Annotated in this window: 16 protein-coding genes; 8 read left to right on the forward strand and 8 right to left on the reverse strand. The window is 44.6% G+C overall.

Annotated elements, in window-relative coordinates; genetic code table 11:
* Positions 1-25 precede the first annotated feature (25 nt).
* Positions 26-2,227, forward strand: coding sequence for a catalase/peroxidase HPI (gene katG / locus RGU72_RS02440; RefSeq protein ID WP_322118215.1), 2,202 nt, complete (start codon positions 26-28; stop codon positions 2,225-2,227).
* A gap of 167 nt (positions 2,228-2,394) precedes the next feature.
* On the opposite strand, the gene RGU72_RS02445 is transcribed toward katG, so the two are convergent.
* The 8 genes from RGU72_RS02445 to RGU72_RS02480 form a co-directional block, all read right to left on the reverse strand.
* Positions 2,395-3,156, reverse strand: coding sequence for a flagellar brake protein (locus RGU72_RS02445; protein ID WP_322118216.1), 762 nt, complete (start codon positions 3,154-3,156; stop codon positions 2,395-2,397).
* A 40-nt stretch (positions 3,157-3,196) separates the two neighbouring features.
* Complete coding sequence (locus RGU72_RS02450) at positions 3,197-3,547, reverse strand: EscU/YscU/HrcU family type III secretion system export apparatus switch protein (RefSeq protein ID WP_322118217.1); 351 nt, start codon at positions 3,545-3,547, stop codon at positions 3,197-3,199.
* Positions 3,534-4,697: a flagellar hook-length control protein FliK gene (locus RGU72_RS02455; RefSeq protein WP_322118218.1), complete on the reverse strand. Its 1,164-nt coding sequence runs from the start codon at positions 4,695-4,697 to the stop codon at positions 3,534-3,536. The genes RGU72_RS02450 and RGU72_RS02455 overlap by 14 nt, the downstream gene beginning before the upstream one ends.
* A gap of 8 nt (positions 4,698-4,705) precedes the next feature.
* Positions 4,706-5,047, reverse strand: a complete 342-nt coding sequence (locus tag RGU72_RS02460) for a flagellar protein FliT (RefSeq protein ID WP_322118219.1) — start codon at positions 5,045-5,047, stop codon at positions 4,706-4,708.
* Positions 5,047-5,526: a flagellar export chaperone FliS gene (gene fliS / locus RGU72_RS02465; RefSeq protein WP_322118220.1), complete on the reverse strand. Its 480-nt coding sequence runs from the start codon at positions 5,524-5,526 to the stop codon at positions 5,047-5,049. Before fliS ends, RGU72_RS02460 begins: the two co-directional genes overlap by 1 nt.
* A gap of 75 nt (positions 5,527-5,601) precedes the next feature.
* A complete protein-coding gene (gene fliD, locus RGU72_RS02470; protein WP_322118221.1) occupies positions 5,602-7,608 on the reverse strand; it encodes a flagellar filament capping protein FliD in 2,007 nt (668 codons plus the stop codon).
* 107 nt (positions 7,609-7,715) lie between these two features.
* Positions 7,716-8,093, reverse strand: a complete 378-nt coding sequence (locus RGU72_RS02475; protein ID WP_322118222.1) for a flagellar protein FlaG — start codon at positions 8,091-8,093, stop codon at positions 7,716-7,718.
* Between the two features lie 87 nt (positions 8,094-8,180).
* The gene (locus RGU72_RS02480) at positions 8,181-9,971 is read right to left on the reverse strand and encodes a flagellin (protein WP_322118223.1); all 1,791 of its coding nucleotides are present in this window, start codon (positions 9,969-9,971) and stop codon (positions 8,181-8,183) included.
* 709 nt (positions 9,972-10,680) lie between these two features.
* On the opposite strand from RGU72_RS02480, the gene RGU72_RS02485 reads away from it, so the two are divergent.
* The 7 genes from RGU72_RS02485 to RGU72_RS02515 are packed head-to-tail and all read left to right on the forward strand — an operon-like array spanning position 10,681 to position 21,795.
* On the forward strand, positions 10,681-13,302 hold the full coding sequence (locus tag RGU72_RS02485) for a tetratricopeptide repeat protein (RefSeq protein WP_322118224.1): 2,622 nt from the start codon (positions 10,681-10,683) through the stop codon (positions 13,300-13,302).
* Entirely contained in the window at positions 13,295-14,413 is a 1,119-nt protein-coding gene (locus RGU72_RS02490; protein WP_322118225.1) for a DegT/DnrJ/EryC1/StrS family aminotransferase, read from the forward strand. The genes RGU72_RS02485 and RGU72_RS02490 overlap by 8 nt, the downstream gene beginning before the upstream one ends.
* Before the next feature lie 10 nt (positions 14,414-14,423).
* Positions 14,424-15,098: an acetyltransferase gene (locus tag RGU72_RS02495; RefSeq protein ID WP_322118226.1), complete on the forward strand. Its 675-nt coding sequence runs from the start codon at positions 14,424-14,426 to the stop codon at positions 15,096-15,098.
* 39 nt (positions 15,099-15,137) lie between these two features.
* Positions 15,138-16,730, forward strand: coding sequence for a class I adenylate-forming enzyme family protein (locus RGU72_RS02500; RefSeq protein WP_322118227.1), 1,593 nt, complete (start codon positions 15,138-15,140; stop codon positions 16,728-16,730).
* Between the two features lie 12 nt (positions 16,731-16,742).
* Positions 16,743-18,230: a Gfo/Idh/MocA family oxidoreductase gene (locus RGU72_RS02505; protein WP_322118228.1), complete on the forward strand. Its 1,488-nt coding sequence runs from the start codon at positions 16,743-16,745 to the stop codon at positions 18,228-18,230.
* Between the two features lies 1 nt (position 18,231).
* The gene (locus tag RGU72_RS02510; protein ID WP_322118229.1) at positions 18,232-20,640 is read left to right on the forward strand and encodes a glycosyltransferase; all 2,409 of its coding nucleotides are present in this window, start codon (positions 18,232-18,234) and stop codon (positions 20,638-20,640) included.
* A 51-nt stretch (positions 20,641-20,691) separates the two neighbouring features.
* The gene (locus RGU72_RS02515) at positions 20,692-21,795 is read left to right on the forward strand and encodes a class I SAM-dependent methyltransferase (protein WP_322118230.1); all 1,104 of its coding nucleotides are present in this window, start codon (positions 20,692-20,694) and stop codon (positions 21,793-21,795) included.
* Positions 21,796-21,921 lie beyond the last annotated feature (126 nt).

The raw sequence follows: 21,921 nt of genomic DNA on the forward strand, positions 1-21,921 counted from the left end.
TATTTAATCAATCAAGGAGATAACCATGTCAAATGAAGCAAAATGCCCGTTTTCGGGTGGCGCTGGCAAACACACCGTGGCTAAAGGCGCACCATCGAACTCAGACTGGTGGCCCAATCAATTAAAACTCAATATTTTGCATCAGCATTCTTCCAAGTCCAATCCTATGGATGAAGAGTTTAATTATGCTGAGGCGTTTAAAACGCTTGATCTGCACGCGGTCGTCAAGGACTTAACCGCGCTGATGACGGATTCACAAGACTGGTGGCCAGCGGATTATGGTCACTACGGTCCTTTCTTTATTCGTATGGCATGGCATGCTGCCGGTACTTATCGCGTGACTGATGGTCGCGGGGGTGCAGGCTCTGGTTCACAGCGATTCGCTCCATTGAACAGCTGGCCTGATAATGGCAATCTCGATAAGGCACGTCGCCTACTCTGGCCTATCAAACAAAAATACGGTCGCAACCTGTCTTGGGCTGATTTATTCGTCCTGACCGGTAACGTCGCATTGGAGTCCATGGGCTTTAAAACTTTTGGCTTTGCCGGCGGACGCCCTGACATTTGGGAGCCAGAAGAAGACATCTACTGGGGATCAGAAGGCAAGTGGTTGGATGATCAGCGTTACACCGGTGACCGTGAGTTAGAAAACCCACTCGCTGCGGTACAGATGGGTTTGATTTACGTCAATCCTGAAGGCCCGAACGGCAATCCAGATCCTCTCGGTTCGGCACGAGATATCCGCGATACCTTTGCCCGCATGGCGATGAACGATGAAGAAACTGTCGCACTTACCGCTGGCGGTCATACCTTTGGTAAGACCCATGGCGCTGCTGATCCGGGCGAGTATGTTGGCGCTGAACCAGAGGGCGCAGGTATCGAGGAGCAAGGTCTGGGCTGGAAGAATAGCTTCGGTAGCGGCAAAGGCGTACACACAATTACCAGCGGTCTTGAGGGCGCATGGACACCTAATCCGATTAAGTGGGACAACGGCTACTTTGAGACCCTGTTCGGCTACGAATGGGAATTGACTAAGAGCCCGGCTGGTGCGCAGCAGTGGAAACCGAAGGGCGACACAGGCGCTGGCACCGTGCCAGACGCGCACGATCCAAGTATTCGTCACGCGCCAATGATGTCCACTGCGGACATGGCGATGCGTATGGATCCGGCTTACGAAAAAATCTCGCGCCGCTTTATGCAAAATCCGCACGAGTTTGCAGATGCTTTTGCCCGTGCATGGTTCAAGCTGACACATCGTGATATGGGGCCAATTACTCGCTACCTTGGCCTATTAGTACCGAAAGAAGAGTTGATCTGGCAAGATCCTATTCCCGCTGTCGATCACAAATTAGTCGAACAGCAGGACATCGTCGCACTAAAAGCGAAGCTGCTCAGTTCTGGTCTGTCGATTTCTCAACTGGTGAATACCGCTTGGGCATCTGCCTCAACATTCCGTGGTAGTGACAAACGCGGCGGTGCTAACGGAGCACGTATTCGTCTGGCACCACAAAAAGATTGGGAAGTAAATCAGCCAGCTGAACTGGCGACAGTACTTGCTAAATTAGAAGCGATTCAGAATGAGTTCAATGCATCACAATCTGGTGGCAAGAAGATTTCACTCGCTGATCTGATTGTCCTAGGTGGCTCTGCTGCGGTTGAGGCTGCGGCTAAAAAGGCTGGTAACGATGTGACAATTCCTTTTACGCCTGGTCGTATGGATGCTACTCAGGATCAAACCGATGTGGAATCTTTCGCTGTATTGGAACCTGCGGCAGATGGTTTCCGTAACTACATCCGTAAAGGTCTGGAGGGGTTAGCGGCAGAGCTATTGATCGATAAAGCACAGTTGATGAGACTGACTGCGCCAGAATTGACCGTGTTGATCGGTGGTTTACGGGTTCTGGATGCTAATATCGGACATGCCAAACACGGTGTATTTACCAAGCGTCCTGAGACTTTAACGAATGACTTCTTTGTGAACTTGCTCGACATGGGCACGAAATGGCAGAAGTCCGCCGCATCGGCCGGCGTGTTAGAAGGGCATGATAGAGCAACGGGAGAGATCAAATGGACAAGTACGGTTGTTGATCTTGTATTCGGCTCCAACTCCCAGCTACGCTCTTTAGCAGAAGTCTATGCCTCTAGTGATTCGCAGCAAAAGTTTGTCAATGACTTCGCTGCGGCTTGGACCAAAGTGATGAATCTTGATCGCTTTGACTTGGTATAAATCATAACGTGAGACACCTCGGTGTCTGCAAAGTGCGGCCTCGATCTGATATTGGCTTGTTTGATTTTAGTTCGAGTCTGCATACATGACTTAACCGCATCCCAATAAAAATCCCCGCTTTTGACGGGGATTTTTATTGGGATGCGGTTAAGTTATTTACAAAAACATTATCGCGTGCCGTTTATTTTAGAATTACGTTCTCTTTCCAACTTCATGATGTAGCGTTGAATACTTGCTAATACCGTATTAGACATATTTAAAAATTGGCAACCAAGTCGACGATTGGTCTTGCCATTGAGCAGGATTAAGTCCTGGGCGTTCCTGATTTGCAAAGTAGTGTCGATTAAGCCGATATCAGGGAAATCAACTTTGCAATGCTTATAGATCGTACCGATTTCGCTATCTAATAATTTTCTGTCATCCAGTATTGCAATACCACCACAACTGATATCGACCAGAGAAAACTTCGCAGTTTCAGTGCCAAGATCTGTATCTATGGAGATCGCACAGCGAATAGGGTTGGACAGTGGTGTGTTGATACGATAATACTCACGGCGTTGAAGGCGGATTACACTCACGGGTATCGCGAATTGCAGTGCAGGACGATTTTCAAACGTCTCTCGCTGGACACCAGTAGATGAAAACTGAATGCTGATTCTATCTAACAGGCCTTCAAACGACACTCGCGGCGCTTCTACAATACGTTGATTGGCTAGTTGGCTTGGTGCGCTATCAATAATTAATGTGTTGTTACTATCATCTACATCAAGGATGGAGGTGATAAAAACTTCTGTACCCCCGTTAATCATCATACTAATCAACTGATTGCCCTCTTTTAAACCACGCAACAATGCAATGATCTCGCGACGTGAGTCAACTTGGTAGGGGCTCTGATTTTCGGTGCCTAGTACTGGAGGTGAGGATTGCATGTTCTTAGTATAATTTTAGAGAGTAGGTGAATTGCTTACTTTACCCTTTTGGTGGGGGTAAAGCAGACGCCGAATTTCCAGATTCTATATGGTAAAGCCAAGCGAGCAGTTCTGCAACAGCGCGATACAGTGCTGGCGGTATATCTTGATCTAACTCTACTTTCATTAACAAAGAAACCAGCTCTTTGGATTGATGCACGTACACCCCATGCTCTTTTGCACGTGCAATAATTTGCTCCGCGATTACTCCCTTACCTTTAGCCACAATTTTTGGTGCAGAGCTGCCTGTCTCGTAAGCGATCGCAACCGCATTTTGTGTCGTTGGTTTGATCGTTGATGTCGATGCTGGCGATGACACTTCCGATTTTGGCGCTGACTTAGGCGTTGTCATCGTGTTTAATAGAGAAAGAGTCAAGCTGAGAGCCAGCTAGTTCAATAGAATCGGCCAGCGCACTGACATGGCTTTGTAATAACGTGGCGCTTTCTGGATTACTGGCACGTAAATAAAACTGTAAATGATTTCCTTGCAAGCTTATTTTTGCAGAGATTGCTCCCAGTGTGGGCAGTTCAAAACGCACAGCACTTTGCCAGGACGGGACAGCCTCTGCTTGTGCTGATGTTTGCTGACTGTCATCCTTTACGATTTCCCACTCCATTGGCATGCCAGGTAATAAATTACCTTGCCACGTTATTTTTTGTTGTTCTAAGGTGTCCAGTTGTAAATGAATAATTTGTGCCAAGCTGGAATTGTCAGCCATTTTGTTCATCAAGGTGTTGACATCAGTTGTCTGACTTGTTTGCTGCGTCGCTTGTTGTGCCTGAGGTTCCCGCATCAGGTCACTGAGAGACATTTTGCCTTGCGCCCAATCAGCAACATGAGATTCATAAAATAAGCCGCTGGATGATATTGCTTGCTGCAAGTTGGCGGCTAATTTTTCAGGTGATGCGAAGGTACTGGGGTCCTGTGCTAATGCAGTTTTACCGACCAATGTGAGTGGCGCACCTTGTTGCAGGTTTTGTTGTTGCGCTGCTTGCAAAATACTATTAATCAGTTTTCCAGCGGTGCTTAAATTAGTGGGTGTACTGGTATATTGCTCAAGCAGTCCTAACGCGGCCCTGGCGGTATCTTCTGCTGCGACAGGTAATTTAGATGAGGTGGAAATCGAGTTTTGTTGCCCTACATCTTGCAACATTTTCCCGATTAAATCTTGCCTTGAGAATGAGGCAGTAGTCGTAATCGCATTGTCTCCACTACCAAGCAGGAAGGTTGGCCTCGGGTTTAGTGCGAGCAGAGTCAGAGCCAATTTGTCACCGGGCTTGGTATCGTCCGGCAGCGCCATTCTCGCTGTCACACCGGCGATTTTGACAAAAAAAGTCCCGTCATTTAAACGGGACAGCGCTTCGCCTTGCACTTGCTTACCAATGACTAATTGATCTAGCTTAGAAACAACATCTTGCTTAATCCCTCCAACAGAGGCCGCCGCAGATAACGCCTCTGTATTGGATGCGGGTCTTGGCAGGTTATCAATCCCCGGCAACATGATAGCCGTTAGCCTGTTCGGCTAGCGCCGTAGGCTTTTGAGAGCTTACGACTGGATTCAGAACTTTTCATTAAATTAGCTAATTGCGCCATCCAAGGTTCAGTTAAATCTCTGATTTCTTTATCGTCAGCCAGGATTTTTTTAATGATCTGAATTTTTTTATTGCGTAAATCTGGTGGAAGTTCTGCACTTACTTCATTTGCTCTCAAAGTTTGTACTTGCGAGGAGCAATCATTCTCCAATTTAGCCAATAAATCCCAATCACCTATTCGGGCAGCGTTAAGCATTTGGTCCGTTATATGGGCAACATTTTCGTAAATCGACATCATTTTCATGCTATCCATTTGCATCAAGCCTCAAGAAATTTGGATGAGCGAGGAGCAAGTGCATCTACCTGCTGTGGCAGCCTGACTGTTTCTGATTCGGCAGTTGCCGCTAATGGAGCGATTGCTTCCCAGGTAGTTTTTAAATCGCGAAGTAAATCGCGTACTTCAATTAATATTTCTGCTTTATTTTTTAAATTAGCAACTAATAACTGATTGCCCATATAGGCATAAAGTGAGTCGAGACTGAGAGCAATTTCACCACCGACTTTTTTATCCAGACTTGCGCGCAGACCATTTTCGATAATCGAAATTGCTTTGGAAATGGATTGACCTTTAGCGGCAATATTACCCGCTTCAAGATTTTGCAATGCATTAGAAATGGCCGTGATCGCACCGTCAAACAGCATGACAATCAGTGTATGTGGACTGGCTGCAATGACACCAGTTTCCATTCCAACTTTTGCGTAGGCATTAGCACCGCGAGTCTGTGATGAGCCAAACATAATGGTAGATTCCTCTTTTGAGCTTCGATTTATACGTTGAATTGTTTTTGTTAATCAAAAAAATTCGCGTAGTAATTATTTTGAGCTGCCTGTTAGTGCCGATAACTGCTGGGTTAAAAATGTACTGGTGCTATTTAAACTGCTAATGATCGAATCCAAGGCTGTAAATTGGGCGCGGTAACGCGCTTCGATATCGATCAGGCGACTGTTCAGATCGTCTGTTTGTTTGCTGAGATCTTTCAGACTTCGATTGACGCCATCAGTGGAGCTTGCGATCGTTCCTGAGCTTCCCAAAAATCCATTCAGCAGACTGGTCAATTTGCTGGCATATCCAATCGAATAATTGACGGTGCCTCTATCGCCAACCGAACCACCTGCTACCAGTATTTTTAGCCCCTCAGTATTCGTCCCGACCACACCAGTCAAGGTTTGCCCTGATCCGCTGACTTGCGAGCCATTAAGAGTGCCAGCAACGTCTAACCCTGCCGTACCAGTTAATTGTGTTCCAGTGAGACTAGCGGCTCCGGTACCGGTACCGTCCGCTATTGCCACATTAGACGCTGAACCATAATTAGTCGATTGCAATATTAATTGCCCGCTATTATTGATACTCGCTTTGACAGTTGATCCGATGGCCGAAAATGCTGATGTAGTATTGATGGCTGTTTGCACAGCGGTAGCTAATTGCGCAGGCGTATAACTACCTGCAGGTATGGCAACACTGGCATTCAGATTATTTAACGTTACGCTCAGAGTTGTACTTGGATCAATCGTCGTTGTGGCTGGCAAAGCAAGATCGCCCGTCAAGCTGCCTTGAGTAGCAAGTTGAGTGACGTTCAGCGCATAAGTCCCTGCTTTTGTCGCAGAGGTAGAACCTGCAACACTAGTCAAACTATCGCTGGTCTTACCGATAGAAGCGAACAAACCTCCTACATCGCTAAAATTATTCGTCAATGCAGTGCTTAACTTTGTAGAGTCAAGTGATAAAGAACCATCTTTTTGGAACGACACGCCGATTTGGGATAATGTAGTTAAGCCACCACCCAAGCCGTTGACTGAGGCAGACAGGGAGTTACGGATTTGATTTTGAACACTTTGAGTTGTCGAGTCGCCCAATAGCAGGCCACCTTTTTGTGTGCTGCTATTGTAGGCGGTAAGACTGGTAATTGTTGCATTGAGAGCGTTATATGCTTGTACGAAACTATTGACGCCATTTTGTACCGAACCTGAGTTAGTCGTTACCGAAACTGTTGTTGATCCTACTTTGGTTAAGTTGAGAGTAACACCCGGTAGTGAACTAGTGACTGTATTTGCCGCGCTGGTGATATTTATCCCATTGACTTTCAGGTTGGCATTTTGAGCATTACTGATTTCAGTAAAATTTTGCGTTCCCGACGGGTCATAATTAAGTAGATTGGCTATCGTAGCATCACCGGTTGAACTAATTTTTAAGCTGGAAGCTACACCGGTTTTGCTTGAGTTGAGTACCAAGTGGTAAGGCGTCGCGCTACCATCACCAACAATCGATGCCGTGACACCTACGCCAGCCGTATTGATCGCATCGCGGATGCCTTGCAGCGAATTGTTCGTGCTATCAATAGTAATGGTACCCGTTGTTTGAGTTGTATCTTGTGCAAACGTCGCACCACTGTAGGTGCCGTTGGTAGCAGTGCCAGTGATCGTACCAAGCTGGAACGACACCGTGGTTGATGCGCCTGTTCCAATTGCGTCTGAAGAACTAGCCTGACCCACGCTGGAAATACTTTGACTTTGTGCCAGCTGACTTATCGCGATATTATATGTCCCAGCTGTAGCTGATGCAGCAGCGGTCGCAGATATAATCGTAGAGTCGCTTGATGTGGCAGTCAAAGACTGAAATACAGATGGCTTGCTTAAATTTGACACTGCACTTTGGAATGAGCTTAGCGCACTGTTCAGAGTGCCATAGGCAGAAACTTTGGCTTGGTAACTCGCTTGTTTAGTTGCCAAGCTGGTTAACGGCTGACTTTCCACTTGCATCAGCTTACTTACAAGTGAATTAACATCAAGGCCTGAGCCTATACCCGTGGATTGAATGGACACCTGATTCCCCTTTACAAGAAACTACTATATCTAGTTATCGGCAAAAGCAAACCAGACTTTAGAAGGGGATTTACCTGCCTATTTCAAAACTGAACGTTTTTAGCATTTCAGGCGCTTTGTTTGATCAATAGTCCCTGAAGTTTATCCAGAGACTTAGAAATTTCCAGCACTTCCTCATTTGGTATCTGGCGCAGAACTTGTTTGGTCTGCTGATCAATGAGTTTGACCACAACATGCTTAGAGTCTGGATCAATACTAAATTCTAAGCCTTGTGAACTAGATTGAAGTGATTTATTAATATCTTTCACCGCAGCCTCAACCTGTTCTCTGGTTGCTTGCGTTTTGCCCGCAGGAGTAACTGCTAGTGATGTATCTAGCGGCGTTGCTGCCTTGGCATTAGATGTCGGGGCGATGTTGCCAGATGGGGGACGATCTGAGACAGTTTGCCCTGATGGTAGTTGATTACCAGTCGAAAGAGCATCCATGATTGTTTCCTTTAAGTAAAATTCCCCTGGTCAAAAAATGACCAGGGGATTGCACTTTTCAATGAAGAGTTAAACCCCTGCCATTGATTAACGCAACAGAGCCAACACACCCTGTGGCAAGGCATTTGCCTGTGCCAAGATCGCTGTACCTGCTTGTTGCAATACTTGACCACGTGTCAAGTTAGCAGTTTCAGCAGCGAAGTCAGTATCCTGAATACGGCTACGGGAAGTAGTCAAATTCTCTGCCGTTGTTTGCAAGCTGCTGACAGCAGAGGCAAAACGGTTTTGATACGCACCCAAGGACGCACGTGAGCTATTGACCGATGCCAGAGCAGCATCAATGGTTGCCAAAGCAGACGTTGCACCCGATGCTGTGGTCAAATCCAGTGAAGAGAGGCCTGCGCCTGCCGTTGCTGTTGCCGCTGTGTTACCAGCAGTTAAGCCAGACGCTGTGGCACCAGCTCCAGCTACTGTCGTCGTACCTACTGCAAGACCAGTATTTGCAAGGGTTGCATTACCTTTTGTCGTAACAGTAAATCCAGCGCTTTGGGCTCCGGCAAGAGTTAAAACACCTCCTGTATTAGTGGCGGTAACACCAGTTTGTGATGTCTTGGCATTAATTGCAGCAGCTATTAATACACCTTGCGCTGTAGCAGTTGCAGCAGTGCCAACGGTGCCAATATCGACACCGTTGATATTGATGTCGCCTGCGCTAAGTGAGAAGTTAGTTCCGGTGATGGTTGTGCCACTTGTTGTACCTGTTCCACCATTTGCTAATGTAATACCAGCAGAGCTTGTCGATGACAACGATACTGTACCAACGGTTGTTTTAATACCAGCTGTTGCAGCAGCAATGCCTGTTGTTAAACCGGTGTTAGTATCGTTGGCGCCAGCGTTGGCAGATTTTGTGATGGTAATATTTCTAGCATCTGATGCGGTTAGTGATACGGCGCCTGTCGTGCTGTCAAAGGTTGCTGTTACACCAGTCTGGCTAGTTTTTGAATTGACTGCAGCGGTTACTTGAGCACCGCGTTCTGCGACAGAGCCTGCCGCCGCGAGTGCGCCAATATCGACACCATTGATTTTGATATCACCAGCGGCGATTGCGGCAGTAGCACTAGTTGCAGTGCCTGTCACAGTCGTTGCATTCGCACTGGCAGTAACACCAGTTTGACCGCTTACCGCATTAATTGCAGCGGCCTTTGCAATGGCGCTACCACTGGAGTTTGCACTGGATACGCCATCAGAGCTAGTTGCGCCAACGTTAAAGCCGTTAATGGCCAGATCGCCGGAGTTAAGGCCCCCAATCGCGTTAGTGCTGCCAGCAAGTGTTGTAGAGTAACTAGAGTTAGAACCTACGCCTAAAGAGGAAGAATTAGCGCTGGCGATGGATGCGATGTTGATCTGATCGTTTGATGTACCGTTTGCACCAACTTGGAAGCCTTGTGATGTAAAGCTACCATCAAGTAAGTGCACGCCGTTGAAGTTAGAAGAGCCAGCAACACGGTTGATTTCAGAAATCAGCTGGTTGGATTCATTATTAATGGCAGCACGGTCAGATGCGCTGTTAGAACCGTTGGCTGCCTGAACAGCAAGGTCACGAATACGTTGTAAGTTATTGCCGATTTGCGTTAAGTCGCCCTCAGCCGTTTGCGCTAAAGAGATACCATCATTCGCATTACGAACCGCTTGGTTCAAACCACCGATTTGCGATGTCAGACGTTGAGAAATTGCCAAGCCCGCAGCATCGTCTTTTGCACTGTTAATACGTAAGCCTGATGACAAACGTTGCAAGGAAGTCGCGAGGGAGTTTTGGGACGTTGTCAAATTGCGTTGCGCATTGAGCGATGCAATATTGGTATTAATATATGAAGCCATGGTGATACTCCTTACCTAAGTTATTTGAACTGGCGAGTGGCCTTAAACTTTGGTCTGTCTTGTTAAGACTACAGGACCGCCGTTGTTATCAGGTATCGGACGGATGCTTAAAAAGTTTAATGAATTTCCCCAAGTAAATATTTTATTTAGGGTGTAAAGTTTTATTTGCTCGCCCGTTAGTCGGCATCAATTCGAATTACTTGAGGGTGAAAATGATCTTATTTTCAAGATGAATTTTCTATAAATTTTGCTAATCTTCATCTAAATAATTCTGCTGACGATGCATTTAGGCGTTTTGGAAAGTTAAACCAAAGTTCGCTGCCTTAGCTTTAATATCAATTTGCCATTGTTAATGTTAATACTGACCATTTATTAGAATTTGTATAAGACAGTCCGGCGATGACAATATTATTGTGTCATCGAGAACTTAGCTAATTCACTTAAATTTATTGCTGATGTTTATCCCCGTAATTTAATACTCTATGGGTGTATTAAAAGTTGTCTAGGTATTAATTGGTCTATAAGGTGTATTTTAAGAAAATAGTGGGGGAGTATCTGTGGATTGAGCAGTCGCCATTAGTAATTGCGAACACATGCAGCGACGCAAATTCACTTATATCTTACGGTGGCTATTAATTATTCGGTAGCTTTACTGAGCATCATTTTTTCACTGGTATAAAAGGAAATCAAACGTGAGCCAAGTCTTGTCATGAGTAGTGAAAATGAAGTGGAGCTTAGTGAACTCACTTCGCCTGAGCAAGCTTTAGCTCAAGCGCTAGATCAACTAATGGCAATGGCACAGCAGTGCAGGCAAAGCGGTAATCTTTTGAAGGCGGAGGAGTGCTATGAGCTGATCTTGACGCATGCGCCCGAGCATGCAGACGCCAATTTCCAGGCCGGGCAATTGAAGCTTTTGCAAGACGATCAACTTAATGCGCTGGCTTATTTTGAGCGCGCTATCCAGGCGTCTCCGGCGACTGGCTCATATTGGTCGTCCTATATCGCAATTTTAAAGTCATTAGGTGAAGAGAGTGTTGTCGCTGAGGCGCTGAACTTGCGGGCGCATTTTTTAAGAGATACCACTGATCACCTGACTGCCTCTGAGTCAGATCAAAAAACGGATAACGATCCGCCAATAGCAGATAATCTGCCGAATTTGTATATCCCAAAGACGCGACCTCTGACTTCAAAAAAATCCTTCATTCCGTCTGAAGGAGTGGGTCAGCTCGTTCATTTGTACGAGAAAGGTATTTATTCAGAAGTGGAGCGTCTGGCACGCAAGCTGACAAAAAAAAATCCAAGGCATGGGTTAGCCTGGCGCTTTTTAGGGATTGCTTTGCTGGAGCTTGAGCGCAAAGAGGCATCTTTAGTTGCCATGCAACAAGCAGTACGCATTTTGCCCAATGATCCGATTGCGCATTTTAATTTGGCTCTCGGGTATGCGAAAATGAATAATTTCTCTTCAGCCGAACAGCATTACCAACAAGCGATCAATTTGAATCCTGCGATGTTGGAGGCATACAATAATTTAGGTAATTTACTCGCTGCACTATCCAAGTTCGATGAGGCGGAGTCTTGTTTTCGGGCTTTAATTCAATACAAGCCAGAGTTTGCTTTAGCACATCTCAATTTGGCTAATGTGCTGAAACAAAGCGAACGTTTGCAGGAAGCAAAAGCGGAAGCGATGCTGGCATTAAAGCTAGCACCAGACATGGCAGAGGCGCACAATTCTCTGGGAGGAGTTCTGCATCTCTTAGAAGAATTAGATCTAGCATCAGATCATCTGCAACGAGCTATTGCGCTGAAGCCAGATTTTGCCTCGGCTTACAATAACTTAGGTACGGTGTATCTAGAAAAACGTCGGTATTTAGATGCCCAAGATTGTTTTAGAAAAGCCTTGATTCATAATCCTAAAATGAGCGCTGCTTGCCGATGCTTAGGCGTCGTAGGCACTTTATTAGCAGAACCGATAGAGGAATCAGAACAATTTCTTCGAAGGGCGTTAGAGCTCGATCCCAAGGATCACTACGCAAATACTGCTTTGTTATTCTTGCTCAGTGAGGCGACTCATGTCACTCCAACCGCATTGTTTGCGGAGCATTTGCGTTTTGGTGAGCGTTTTGAATCGAGTCTGATATCAACCTGGTCAAAACATGCTAATGATAAAAACAGTGATCGTCCTCTAAGAGTCGGCTTTGTTTCGGGTGATTTTTACAATCATGCCGTTGCTACCTTTATTAGTCCGATCTTGGAGCACCTGCACAAGTACCAGTCTCTTGAGTTACACGCTTACTATAATAATGATGAAGATGATAAAGATACCGCCAAGTTGAAATTCTACTTTCATCAATGGAAAAAAATACACCTGAAGAGTGACGATTGGACATTTAAACAAATTGTTGCCGACAAAATCGATATTTTAATAGATCTGTCAGGGCACACATCGTTAAACAGATTGACATTATTTGCCCGCAAGCCCGCACCAATTCAGATAAGCTGGATTGGTTATCCAGGCACGACCGGTTTGCGTGCGATGGATTATTTTGTGACGGATCGATTCTGCTTGCCGTCTGAACAATTTGATCATCTTTTTTCGGAGAAATTAGTGCGACTACCTGCGATTGCTCCGTTTTCTCCGTCGCCTGAATCTCCAGAAGTAAATGATTTACCTGCGTTAACAAACGGTTATGTCACTTTTGGGAGCTTTAATCGAATCGGGAAAATAACGGATGATGTGATTCAAGTATGGTCAAACTTATTAAACGTAGTGCCATCTAGTAAGTTGTTTTTGGGCGCTATGCCACAAGACGCCAGTTTTCAGCATTTGATTGATGCTTTCTCTAGCAGAGGGATTTCTCGCGATCGGTTAAGCTTTTTTGGCCGGTGCGGGATGACTTTGTATCTTAAACAATTGCAAAAGATTGATATTTGCCTGGATACTTTTCCCTACAATGGTGGGACAACCACCCTCCACGGACTCTGGATGGGCGTACCGACATTAACCAAGGCGGGTTCTACCGTGTCTGCGCGGACAGGTATTGGACTTTTATCTCATGTTGGTTTACAGCGATGCGCCGTATCTAATGATGAAGAATTCGTTAAAGAGGGTGTGTATTGGGTTGAACATTTGGACGAATTGGCGCAACTAAGAGCATCTTTAAGGGATAGGATGAGAAACTCACCGTTGATTAAGCCTGAGCTTATCGCCGCAGGTCTCGACCGGGCGATGCAAATAATGTGGCAGAGATGGTGCAAGGGCTTAGCTGCAGAATCTTTTGTCGTTGAGGAAGCAGAATTGAATGTCGCAAAAAAATGGAGTAGTTATGAGTGACTTCACGCCACCACGCCCAATTTATGTTACGCAACCTCTGCTGCCACCACTAGCGGAATTTATGCCGTACCTAGAGCAAATTTGGGCGAATAAAATTTTGACTAATGGTGGACCTTTTCATCAGCAATTAGAGCAAGAGCTATGTGATTATCTCGGTGTAAAACACTTGTGTCTGTTTGCAAATGGCACGTTGGCGTTATTAACTGCCTTGCAGGCATTGCGAATTTGCGGGGAGGTAATTACTACGCCTTACTCGTTTGTAGCGACGGCACACTCCTTGTTGTGGCATGGGATTAAACCTGTTTTTGTCGATATTGATCCGGTTAGTCTTAATATGAATCCAGACAAGATCGAAGCAGCAATTACAACCTCAACTACTGCGATTATGCCAGTGCATTGCTATGGACATCCTTGCGATGTAGACCGGATACAAAAGATCGCAGACGACTATAATTTAAAAGTAATTTACGACGCGGCTCACAGTTTTGGGGTCCAATGTAAAGGCGGTAGCGTATTGAATTATGGTGATTTGTCAGTCTTGAGTTTTCATGCGACTAAGGTTTTTAATACGTTTGAGGGTGGCGCTATTATTTGTCCCGATGCAAAAACCAAAAATCGGATTGATCATCTGAAAAATTTTGGTTTCGTTGATGAATTAACCGTAGTGGCCTCAGGTATCAACGGCAAGATGAGTGAGATCAATGCTGCGTTTGGCTTGTTGCAACTAAAAAGTATCGATGATGCGCTGCAACAGCGCAAGGAAGTCGATAGAGCTTATCGGCGCGGGCTGGTAGGTATTGCTGGTATCCATTGCGTACCTGACGCTGGTGAGGACATTGCTAATTATTCGTATTTTCCAATTTTGGTTCAGCAAGACTATCCGCTGAAAAGAGATGAGCTATATCAAAAATTGCGTGATTCCGGAATTTATGCGCGACGTTATTTTTATCCGCTGATCAGCGAATTTCCAATGTATCGTAGTATCCCTTCTGCCCTGCATACTAATCTACCAGTTGCCAGCAAGGCTGCCAGTGAGGTGATTTGTTTACCGATTTACCCTGATCTGAATTTGTCTCAAATTGAGCGGATTATTGATCTGATTAAAAGTTGATGATCAGCTTATGAAAACAATCATCTACGGAAATGGGGCGATCGCAAAATTAGTTTTTTCATACGCGCGTCATAGTATGAATATTGCAGGTTTTACAGTGGACGATATTTGTATTGCTGATAATACGGATAGTTTTTTAGGTTTACCCCTAGTTCCATTTACTCGCGTAGAAGAGCAATTTGCACCCGATCATTACAACATGATCATGGCAATGGGCTTCGTCGATATGAATGCTCTGCGCGAAAAAAAATATCTGGAAGCGATCCACAAAGGCTATGTATTTACCAGCTTTATCCATGCTTCAGTAACCAAGCACGACGATGTGATTATTGAGGATAATTGCGTGATTCTCGATCATGTTTCTATTCACCCCGGATGTAGAATCAAGCAAGGTACTTTTATTTCAAGCAATGTCAATATCGGACACGACTGCAATGTGGATGAATTTAACTGGATCAATTCTGGTGTTGCGATTGCTGGCGGATGTCGTATCGGGCAAGCTTGTTTTTTTGGTGTTAATTCCTCTGTAGGTCATGGCGTGCACATCGGGGCTAGAAATTTTATCGCTGCAAACACGCTGATCAATAAAAGTACAGAAAACGATCAGGTGTATTTGTCAGAAGCGGGTCAGCTTTTAAAATTAAAAAGTCAATCATTTCTTAAATTTAGCCAATTACTTGGTTGATTGAATTGATTTGGACGATTACAGCGCTGGGAGGGTGCTTTGCTCCAAACGGATATTGAAGAGTCAGCGACAGCCAAAATTGCGCCCTTATTTTTTAGTTATGCCAAGAGCACACCCGAAAAACAAGCGATTTGGTGTGAGGGCGAGACAATAAGCTACCGACAATTAAGTGAATTAGTTTGTCGCTGGTCGCATGGAATGTTGACCAATGATGTTAAGCGAGGTGATCATATTGGAGTGATCTTGCCTAACTGCATTGAGTTTGTCGCATTGATGTTGGTCGCCGCGGATCTTGGTGCAGTATTAGTACCTTTAAACACGTCGTTGACGCCGAATGCAGCGCGACGAGCTTTTGATGCGGCGGAGGTAAAACATGTAGTGTCAAACGCTAGCTTATTGCGAGCATTATTTGATCCCACGAATGCACCAGAATCCACATTAAATTGGCTGGAAATAGATGGATTGTGGTTGAGTGTTGACACTGCCATTAACCATGCGAAACAACTAAGTCATGTGCTGGACAGTATTCCAGTGGAGGTACAGCCAAACAATTTAGCGCTAGCGGAAGATGCCTTTATTCTCACGATGACATCTGGTTCTACGGGTGATCCCAAGCCCATTGTGTTGACTCAGCGGACTAAATTTAATCGTGCCTCTGCTGCAATTGCGATCTATGGTGTGACAAAAGAGGACAAGACATTAGCCGCTACGCCGCTCTATCACTCTTTAGCTGAGAGACTAGTTCTGATCCCTTTATTGACCGGTGGAACTTGCGTGTTGATGTCTAAGTTTTCCGCCACGACATGGCTGAAGTGCGTGGCAACCGAGTTGGTGACTTTTACGATCGCTGTGTCTTCGCAACTGAAATTGATCGCGGAAGAGTTAAGCGTAATGAAAAAGAGTGACGCCAATACGAATCAAATTTCTAGTTTACGTTGCATTGTTTCTTCATCCGCACTACTTGAACATTCGGTAAAAGCGGATCTGTTAGAAAAGTTTGATTGCGAATTTCATGAGTGTTACGGCGCATCTGAAATTGCCATCGCCTCAAATTTAGATGGCGTTGCTGCCAAGATCAAGCTCCAATCGGTAGGTACGGCTGCTCTTGGAGTCGATATTAAGATCATTGATAAAAATGGCGAAGTATTGGGTGTAGGTCAAGAAGGTGAAATTGTTTGTAAGACGCCGATGTTGTTTGGAGGATATTTTAAACGACCAGATTTAACCAGCGCTGCGATGTGGGGAGACTATTTTAAAACAGGAGATACTGGTAAGTTGGATGAAGACGGTTTTCTTTATTTTCTTGGACGTACTAAGGACATCATCATTTCTGGCGGTATCAATATTTATCCCTCGGATATTGAAGAGGTCGTCGCACAGTTTGATACTGTGTTGGAGAGTGCCGCGTTTGCTTTTGCCGATCACCGGCTTGGAGAAGTTGTTGCGCTTGCTGTCGTACCTGTCAATAAAGATAGTTTTGATTTAAGGCAGCTTCGCTTTTATTGCAGTGAACGTTTAGCAGATTTTCAGCAGCCAAGAAAATTTTTTGTCGTAGATGAGTTACCTAGAAATAGCATGGGAAAGCTCATGAAATTCCAATTAGTACAGACACTGGGTAATAAGAGCGAATAGGATATAAAAATAATGCAAACTACTATTTCAGCGTCATCTGCAACTCCGTTAAAACTAGGTTTTATCGGCGGCTCTATTCACTCTGCAGTTGGGTATTCCCACTTCATTTCTAGCGGAATGGATAGACGATGGCAATTAGTGGCAGGATGTTTTTCAAAAAATACGTCTACAAATAATGAGACAGCGATCGCTTATGGTGTCAGCAAAGAGCATCTTTACGATACTTGGCAAGCCATGCTGGCTAAGGAAAAAGGGCAGCTTGATGCCATCGTCATATTAACGCCGACGCCAGATCATTCTGAGAGTGTCATTGCTTGTATGCGTGCTGGTTTTGCTGTCATCTGTGAAAAATCTCTCGCCGTTGGCAGCGAGCAAGCGCGTCAGATTCTGGATGTACGCAATGAATTGAATGCGTTCTTAGCTGTCACCTATAACTACTCTGGTTATCCGATGTTGCGTGAACTGGCAAAAAGAATTTCTGATGGCAAGTTGGGGAAGGTGATTCATTTTCAAGCAGAAATGCCGCAAGAAGGTTTTATCCGGGTAGATGCTCATGGCAATAAGCCAGCGCCACAGTCCTGGCGCTTATCTGACGGCGATATTCCGACTTTACATTTAGATTTAGCGGTGCACTTGCACCAGATTATTTATTATTTGACGAAACAAAAGCCGCTAGAGTTAGTATCAGATCAAAACCATTACGGCTGGTTTTCTGGAGTTGTCGATAATGCGAGTTGTTTATGTCGTTACACCAGCGAGATTCAAGGCCAGCTATGGTTTAGTAAATCGGCATTAGGACATAGAAACGGTTTAAAAATTCGTATTTATGGCGATCAGGGTTCTGCCGAATGGGTGCAATCTCATCCTGAAGAATTGATGCTTGCCTATGTAGATGGTCGACGTGAGGTTTTAGACCGTGCAGCAAGTGTCGAAGTTACCAATCAACGTCGCTACAATCGTTTTAAGGCGGGACATCCTGCTGGTTTTGTTGAAGCCTTTGCCAATTTATACGCTGATATCGCGGATGCTTTGCAGCTATTTAAGAATAAGGGTGAATGGCATTCAACGGAGGTGTTTAGTGCAGAGTTAGCGTTGGAGGGAATGTATTTTCTCGAGGCAATGGTCGCATCAGCAAAAACACGCGCATGGCAAACGGTAGGAAGTTCTCACGGGGCGCTTGCTCCAGTATTGGCGGCATTGCAGGATGTCTCGGATCAACACCATAATCTAAATAGTGAAAATTCTATTGACGTTGAGATCAAATCTTTCATTCTGAGATTATTAGAAAAAAAATCGAAGCTGCCTGAAAAATTTAACGATGGCAGTGACTTTATTAAAGAAGGCATCGTTGACTCAATTGGTATTATTAAATTTATTCTTGAGTTGGAATCTAGATTTGATATTGAAATAAATGAGACTGATATAGAAACTGACGATTTTCGCTCTGTAAGAGGCTTGGTCGGGTTGATTCGCAACAAGCTGACGACTAAGGCTAAATGAAATGAACTCTGTCGCTACGATTATTCCGCATGTTAATCACCGTTCATTAGAATTTTCGGTAGTGATCCCTGCCTACAATGCAGCAAAGGATGTTCAACGTTGCTTAAGCAGCGCGCTTAATCAGACGTTCGACAGAGACAGCTATGAAGTCATCTTAGTTGATGATTGTTCTACGGATGCTACTTTTTCGATTGCATTGGACATGGCAGGCAACTTCAGCCATTTGAGCGTAATTTCAGCGCCTGAAAACGCCGGTCCAGGGATCGCCAGAAATATTGGCATTCATCATGCAAATGGCTCATGGATCATTTTTCTTGATAGCGACGATACATTAGATCTGGATGCGTTGACGACATTAAAGCGTTTGATTGATTCACAAACCAATGACCTGGACATAGTTGCCTATAACTGGGCGTTTGATGACAGTCTCAGCATTCCGTCTACGATGCTGCCAACGTCAGGTCGACGCGATCAAGCGGCATTCAAATTAAATAAACGAGATTTGTTAAGTAAATATCTGTCCTTGCATATGGATGGATCGGTGATATTTACCGCCATCCGCCGGCAACTGATGATGGATCATCGGTTGATGTTTGCAGCTGGGTATCATGAAGACGTTGATTATATTTATCAGGCGTATTGGTATGCAAGGCAGATCGCGTATGTTGATCAAGTACTGTACTTAAAAAAATGGCGAGCAGAGTCGATTGTTAATACGATTTCGTTTAAGCATATTGATGGCTTTATTCGCGCCTGGAACAGCATTGCAGAATTTAGTAAGTTAGTGCATATCGATAATTGGACAGAGCTTGTTTCCTATTATCGTCAAGGCACAACGGGTGTTGTTGCTACGCGCCTTAGAGAGATTTATTTAAGAGCAGGTTCTCCTACGCAAGAAGCTGCCTTATACGACTATTTTTTTGAGCGTATTGGCGCAAATAAGGAGTTTGCGGCGGTCCAGACCGATCTGCAAAATGATTTGGTTTTGTCGCAAACAAAATACGGTCAAATAGCCAGTCACTTTATGCGGATGATGCAAGCTACAAATCTCTCGCTAGTACAGAGAGCTACATCCATTCACGAGTTTATAGATCAAATGATGAATAAAAGTTGGAGTTGCATTGATTTGCATCACTCGGTGTTTCTCGCGCCAGATCAAATACGTACCTGCTGTAAACGCTTTTTTGTCGATGGCGAAATACGCGGCGATGTTGTATTGATGGATGTGCCATTAGGTGAATTAATTCCGGTGACACCTGAGCGTATCTTAAAAGCGAAGCGCGATTTACATACAAAAATTAATCGTGCAGAGGCATCTGCTTGTGATAAATGCCCCTTCTTAGAGTTTAAGGAGTGGGGTGCACTAGATAAGTTAGATGTGAGATATCTGTCGTTTGAATATCATTCTGTATGTAATCTTAAATGCAGCTATTGCAGTGATACATATTATGGCGGCCAACAAGCGAACTATGATGTCAACCGCTTGCTAGATAAGTTCTTAAACAGTCATGCGCTAGATCAATGCGGCACCATCGTTTGGGGCGGTGGAGAACCTGTAATAGGCAAAGATTTTGACGTGATGCTGGACAAAACCGTAGAGCGTATTCCTAATGCGAAACAGCGCGTGCTAACGAACGCAGTAAAACATAACAACACCGTGCAACGCTTGCTCGCAGAAAAAAAAGTGACCGTTACGACCAGTATTGATGCTGGTACTGAGGCGACCTACACTCAGGTTCGCGGTATTGCGAGTCTGTTGTACAAAGCCATGACGAATTTACATCAATATGCAGATGCCGATCCTAGTCAGGTGACGGTTAAATATATTTTTACTGAAGGTAACTATTCATTAGACGAAGTGAAGGCATTTGTCGCTCTAGTGCATGAATACAAGCTGACCGATTGTAACTTTCAAATTAGTTGCGACTTTAAACATGAGACGATTGCCTTAGATGCGGTTATTTCCATGATTGCTATGTATGGTTTATTATCAGACGCGCACTGTCCTCTGGTATTTTTTGATGACTTATTGAGGCAGCGTCTCAGCGATGCTCATGGCGAGTCGGAACAGATCATTAAACAAGCCTTACAAGATCTGGGTTTGTCGCACATCCTGGCTGACCGCTCTGACTACCAATCCGTAGCAATTTGGGGGGCTGGTTGGCAATCGAAGTACCTGATAGAAAAATCTGCTTTTTTTAAAGATGTTGATGTCGCTTATTTTATTGATTCCAGACCATCGCGGATTGGGGAATGGTATATGGGGCATGAAATCGTAGGTCCCGATACTTTATTAAAATCAGATATTCCTGTCGTTATTGCTGCCGTTCAAAACTTGCCCTTAATTTATCAATCTTTTTTGGATCTTGGTATTGATGAATCACGCTTGATCAAGAAACTCATTTTTTAAAAAACAGCTTCTCTATAACTTATTTTACAAATGATTAACCAAGGAAACTCTATGGATAACCCAGCTAAACAGTCTGGATTGAAACCTATTTTGATTTTCCCCGCTGGTATGCCACGCTCATTGGATTTTCTTGAGAAATGCCAACGTGAAGGCCAGCCAGTAATCGGTTCTTCGTCGTTGGCTTACGATGTGTCTAAGGATAAATATGCTGCATGGACGTTTTTGCCCTATATCACCGAGCCAGATTTTAATGATGCTTTAAAACTCGCCATAGTAAGCCTTGGCATCGGTGGCATTTTTAGTCCTAATCCGGTGGCCTGGAATTATTTAAAACGTGAGTTGAAGGGTATTAATCCTGATGTCCAGATGGTCAATGATTCACCGGTCAATGATGAACTCAGTGGCTATCGCGTTGCATCTGCAAGGGCGAAGAAAGTAATCGACAGCCCTTTATTCGTTGCCTCTGACATTGCCTCCAAACCGCTGATCTCCGCTCTTGAAATTGCGACAATTTTCAGACATGGAAATGTGATCTCAGGCATGTGTGATGACGAAAAAATCAGTGCCTTGTGCGAGATTGCCCGGTTTAGCGTCGCAGGCGATGTTGTAGAAATAGGCAGCTGGTGGGGAAAGTCAGCGTTTGTTTTGGCACGCCTTGCACATTGCTACCAGATAGGGAAAACACTATGTGTCGATCCATGGTCTAGTGCACATCTGGTACAAAACGACGAAGGCGGTTTAGTCGACAGTGGTATTGCGCAATATGATTGTGATGAGGCACTGAGGGTATTTGAAATGAACTTATTGCCTTACAACGCTAATAATATTAATTATTTGCGCATGCCTTCAACTGAGGGAGCAACGCACTACGTTAAAACGAAAAATGCTACAACAGAGTCGTTCGGGTCAACTGATTATGCGGGCCAAATAGCAATTCTTCACATCGACGGCAATCATAGTTACGAAGCCGCAAAGGCAGACGTTGATGCGTGGACAGGGTTTGTTGTATCAGGTGGTTGGATAGTGATCGATGATTATGTGTGGCCTTACGGTGATGGGCCAAAAAAAGCGGGGGACGAATATCTGCTTCAGAATTATCATAGGATTAGTTCTGCTTTTGTGATGGGAACAGCGCTGTTTATGCAAGTTGTTTAGGCGAGTGGGATAAATAGCGAAGCAAAAATTGGCACTAAAGAATGTCGTTTGATTAATGCAGACTAAAACAGTTTGATTCACATACTCCCCCATTATTTTTTAAAAAATATCTTATTGTCCAGATAT

It is taken from the genome of Undibacterium sp. 5I1, from assembly GCF_034314085.1.
GTDB lineage: Bacteria > Pseudomonadota > Gammaproteobacteria > Burkholderiales > Burkholderiaceae_D > Undibacterium.

Excerpts from the sequence above, each read along its gene's own strand:
- RGU72_RS02510 (WP_322118229.1), top strand. The coding sequence starts at position 18,232 with ATGAACTCTGTCGCTACGATTATTCCGCATGTTAATCACCGTTCATTA.
- RGU72_RS02460 (WP_322118219.1), bottom strand. The coding sequence starts at position 5,047 with ATGCAAATGGATAGCATGAAAATGATGTCGATTTACGAAAATGTTGCC.
- RGU72_RS02515 (WP_322118230.1), top strand. The coding sequence starts at position 20,692 with ATGGATAACCCAGCTAAACAGTCTGGATTGAAACCTATTTTGATTTTC.
- RGU72_RS02455 (WP_322118218.1), bottom strand. The coding sequence starts at position 4,697 with ATGTTGCCGGGGATTGATAACCTGCCAAGACCCGCATCCAATACAGAG.
- fliS (WP_322118220.1), bottom strand. The coding sequence starts at position 5,526 with ATGTTTGGCTCATCACAGACTCGCGGTGCTAATGCCTACGCAAAAGTT.
- RGU72_RS02475 (WP_322118222.1), bottom strand. The coding sequence starts at position 8,093 with ATGGATGCTCTTTCGACTGGTAATCAACTACCATCAGGGCAAACTGTC.
- RGU72_RS02490 (WP_322118225.1), top strand. The coding sequence starts at position 13,295 with ATGAGTGACTTCACGCCACCACGCCCAATTTATGTTACGCAACCTCTG.
- RGU72_RS02495 (WP_322118226.1), top strand. The coding sequence starts at position 14,424 with ATGAAAACAATCATCTACGGAAATGGGGCGATCGCAAAATTAGTTTTT.
- RGU72_RS02505 (WP_322118228.1), top strand. The coding sequence starts at position 16,743 with ATGCAAACTACTATTTCAGCGTCATCTGCAACTCCGTTAAAACTAGGT.
- RGU72_RS02480 (WP_322118223.1), bottom strand. The coding sequence starts at position 9,971 with ATGGCTTCATATATTAATACCAATATTGCATCGCTCAATGCGCAACGC.
- RGU72_RS02450 (WP_322118217.1), bottom strand. The coding sequence starts at position 3,547 with ATGACAACGCCTAAGTCAGCGCCAAAATCGGAAGTGTCATCGCCAGCA.
- RGU72_RS02485 (WP_322118224.1), top strand. The coding sequence starts at position 10,681 with ATGAGTAGTGAAAATGAAGTGGAGCTTAGTGAACTCACTTCGCCTGAG.
- katG (WP_322118215.1), top strand. The coding sequence starts at position 26 with ATGTCAAATGAAGCAAAATGCCCGTTTTCGGGTGGCGCTGGCAAACAC.
- RGU72_RS02445 (WP_322118216.1), bottom strand. The coding sequence starts at position 3,156 with ATGCAATCCTCACCTCCAGTACTAGGCACCGAAAATCAGAGCCCCTAC.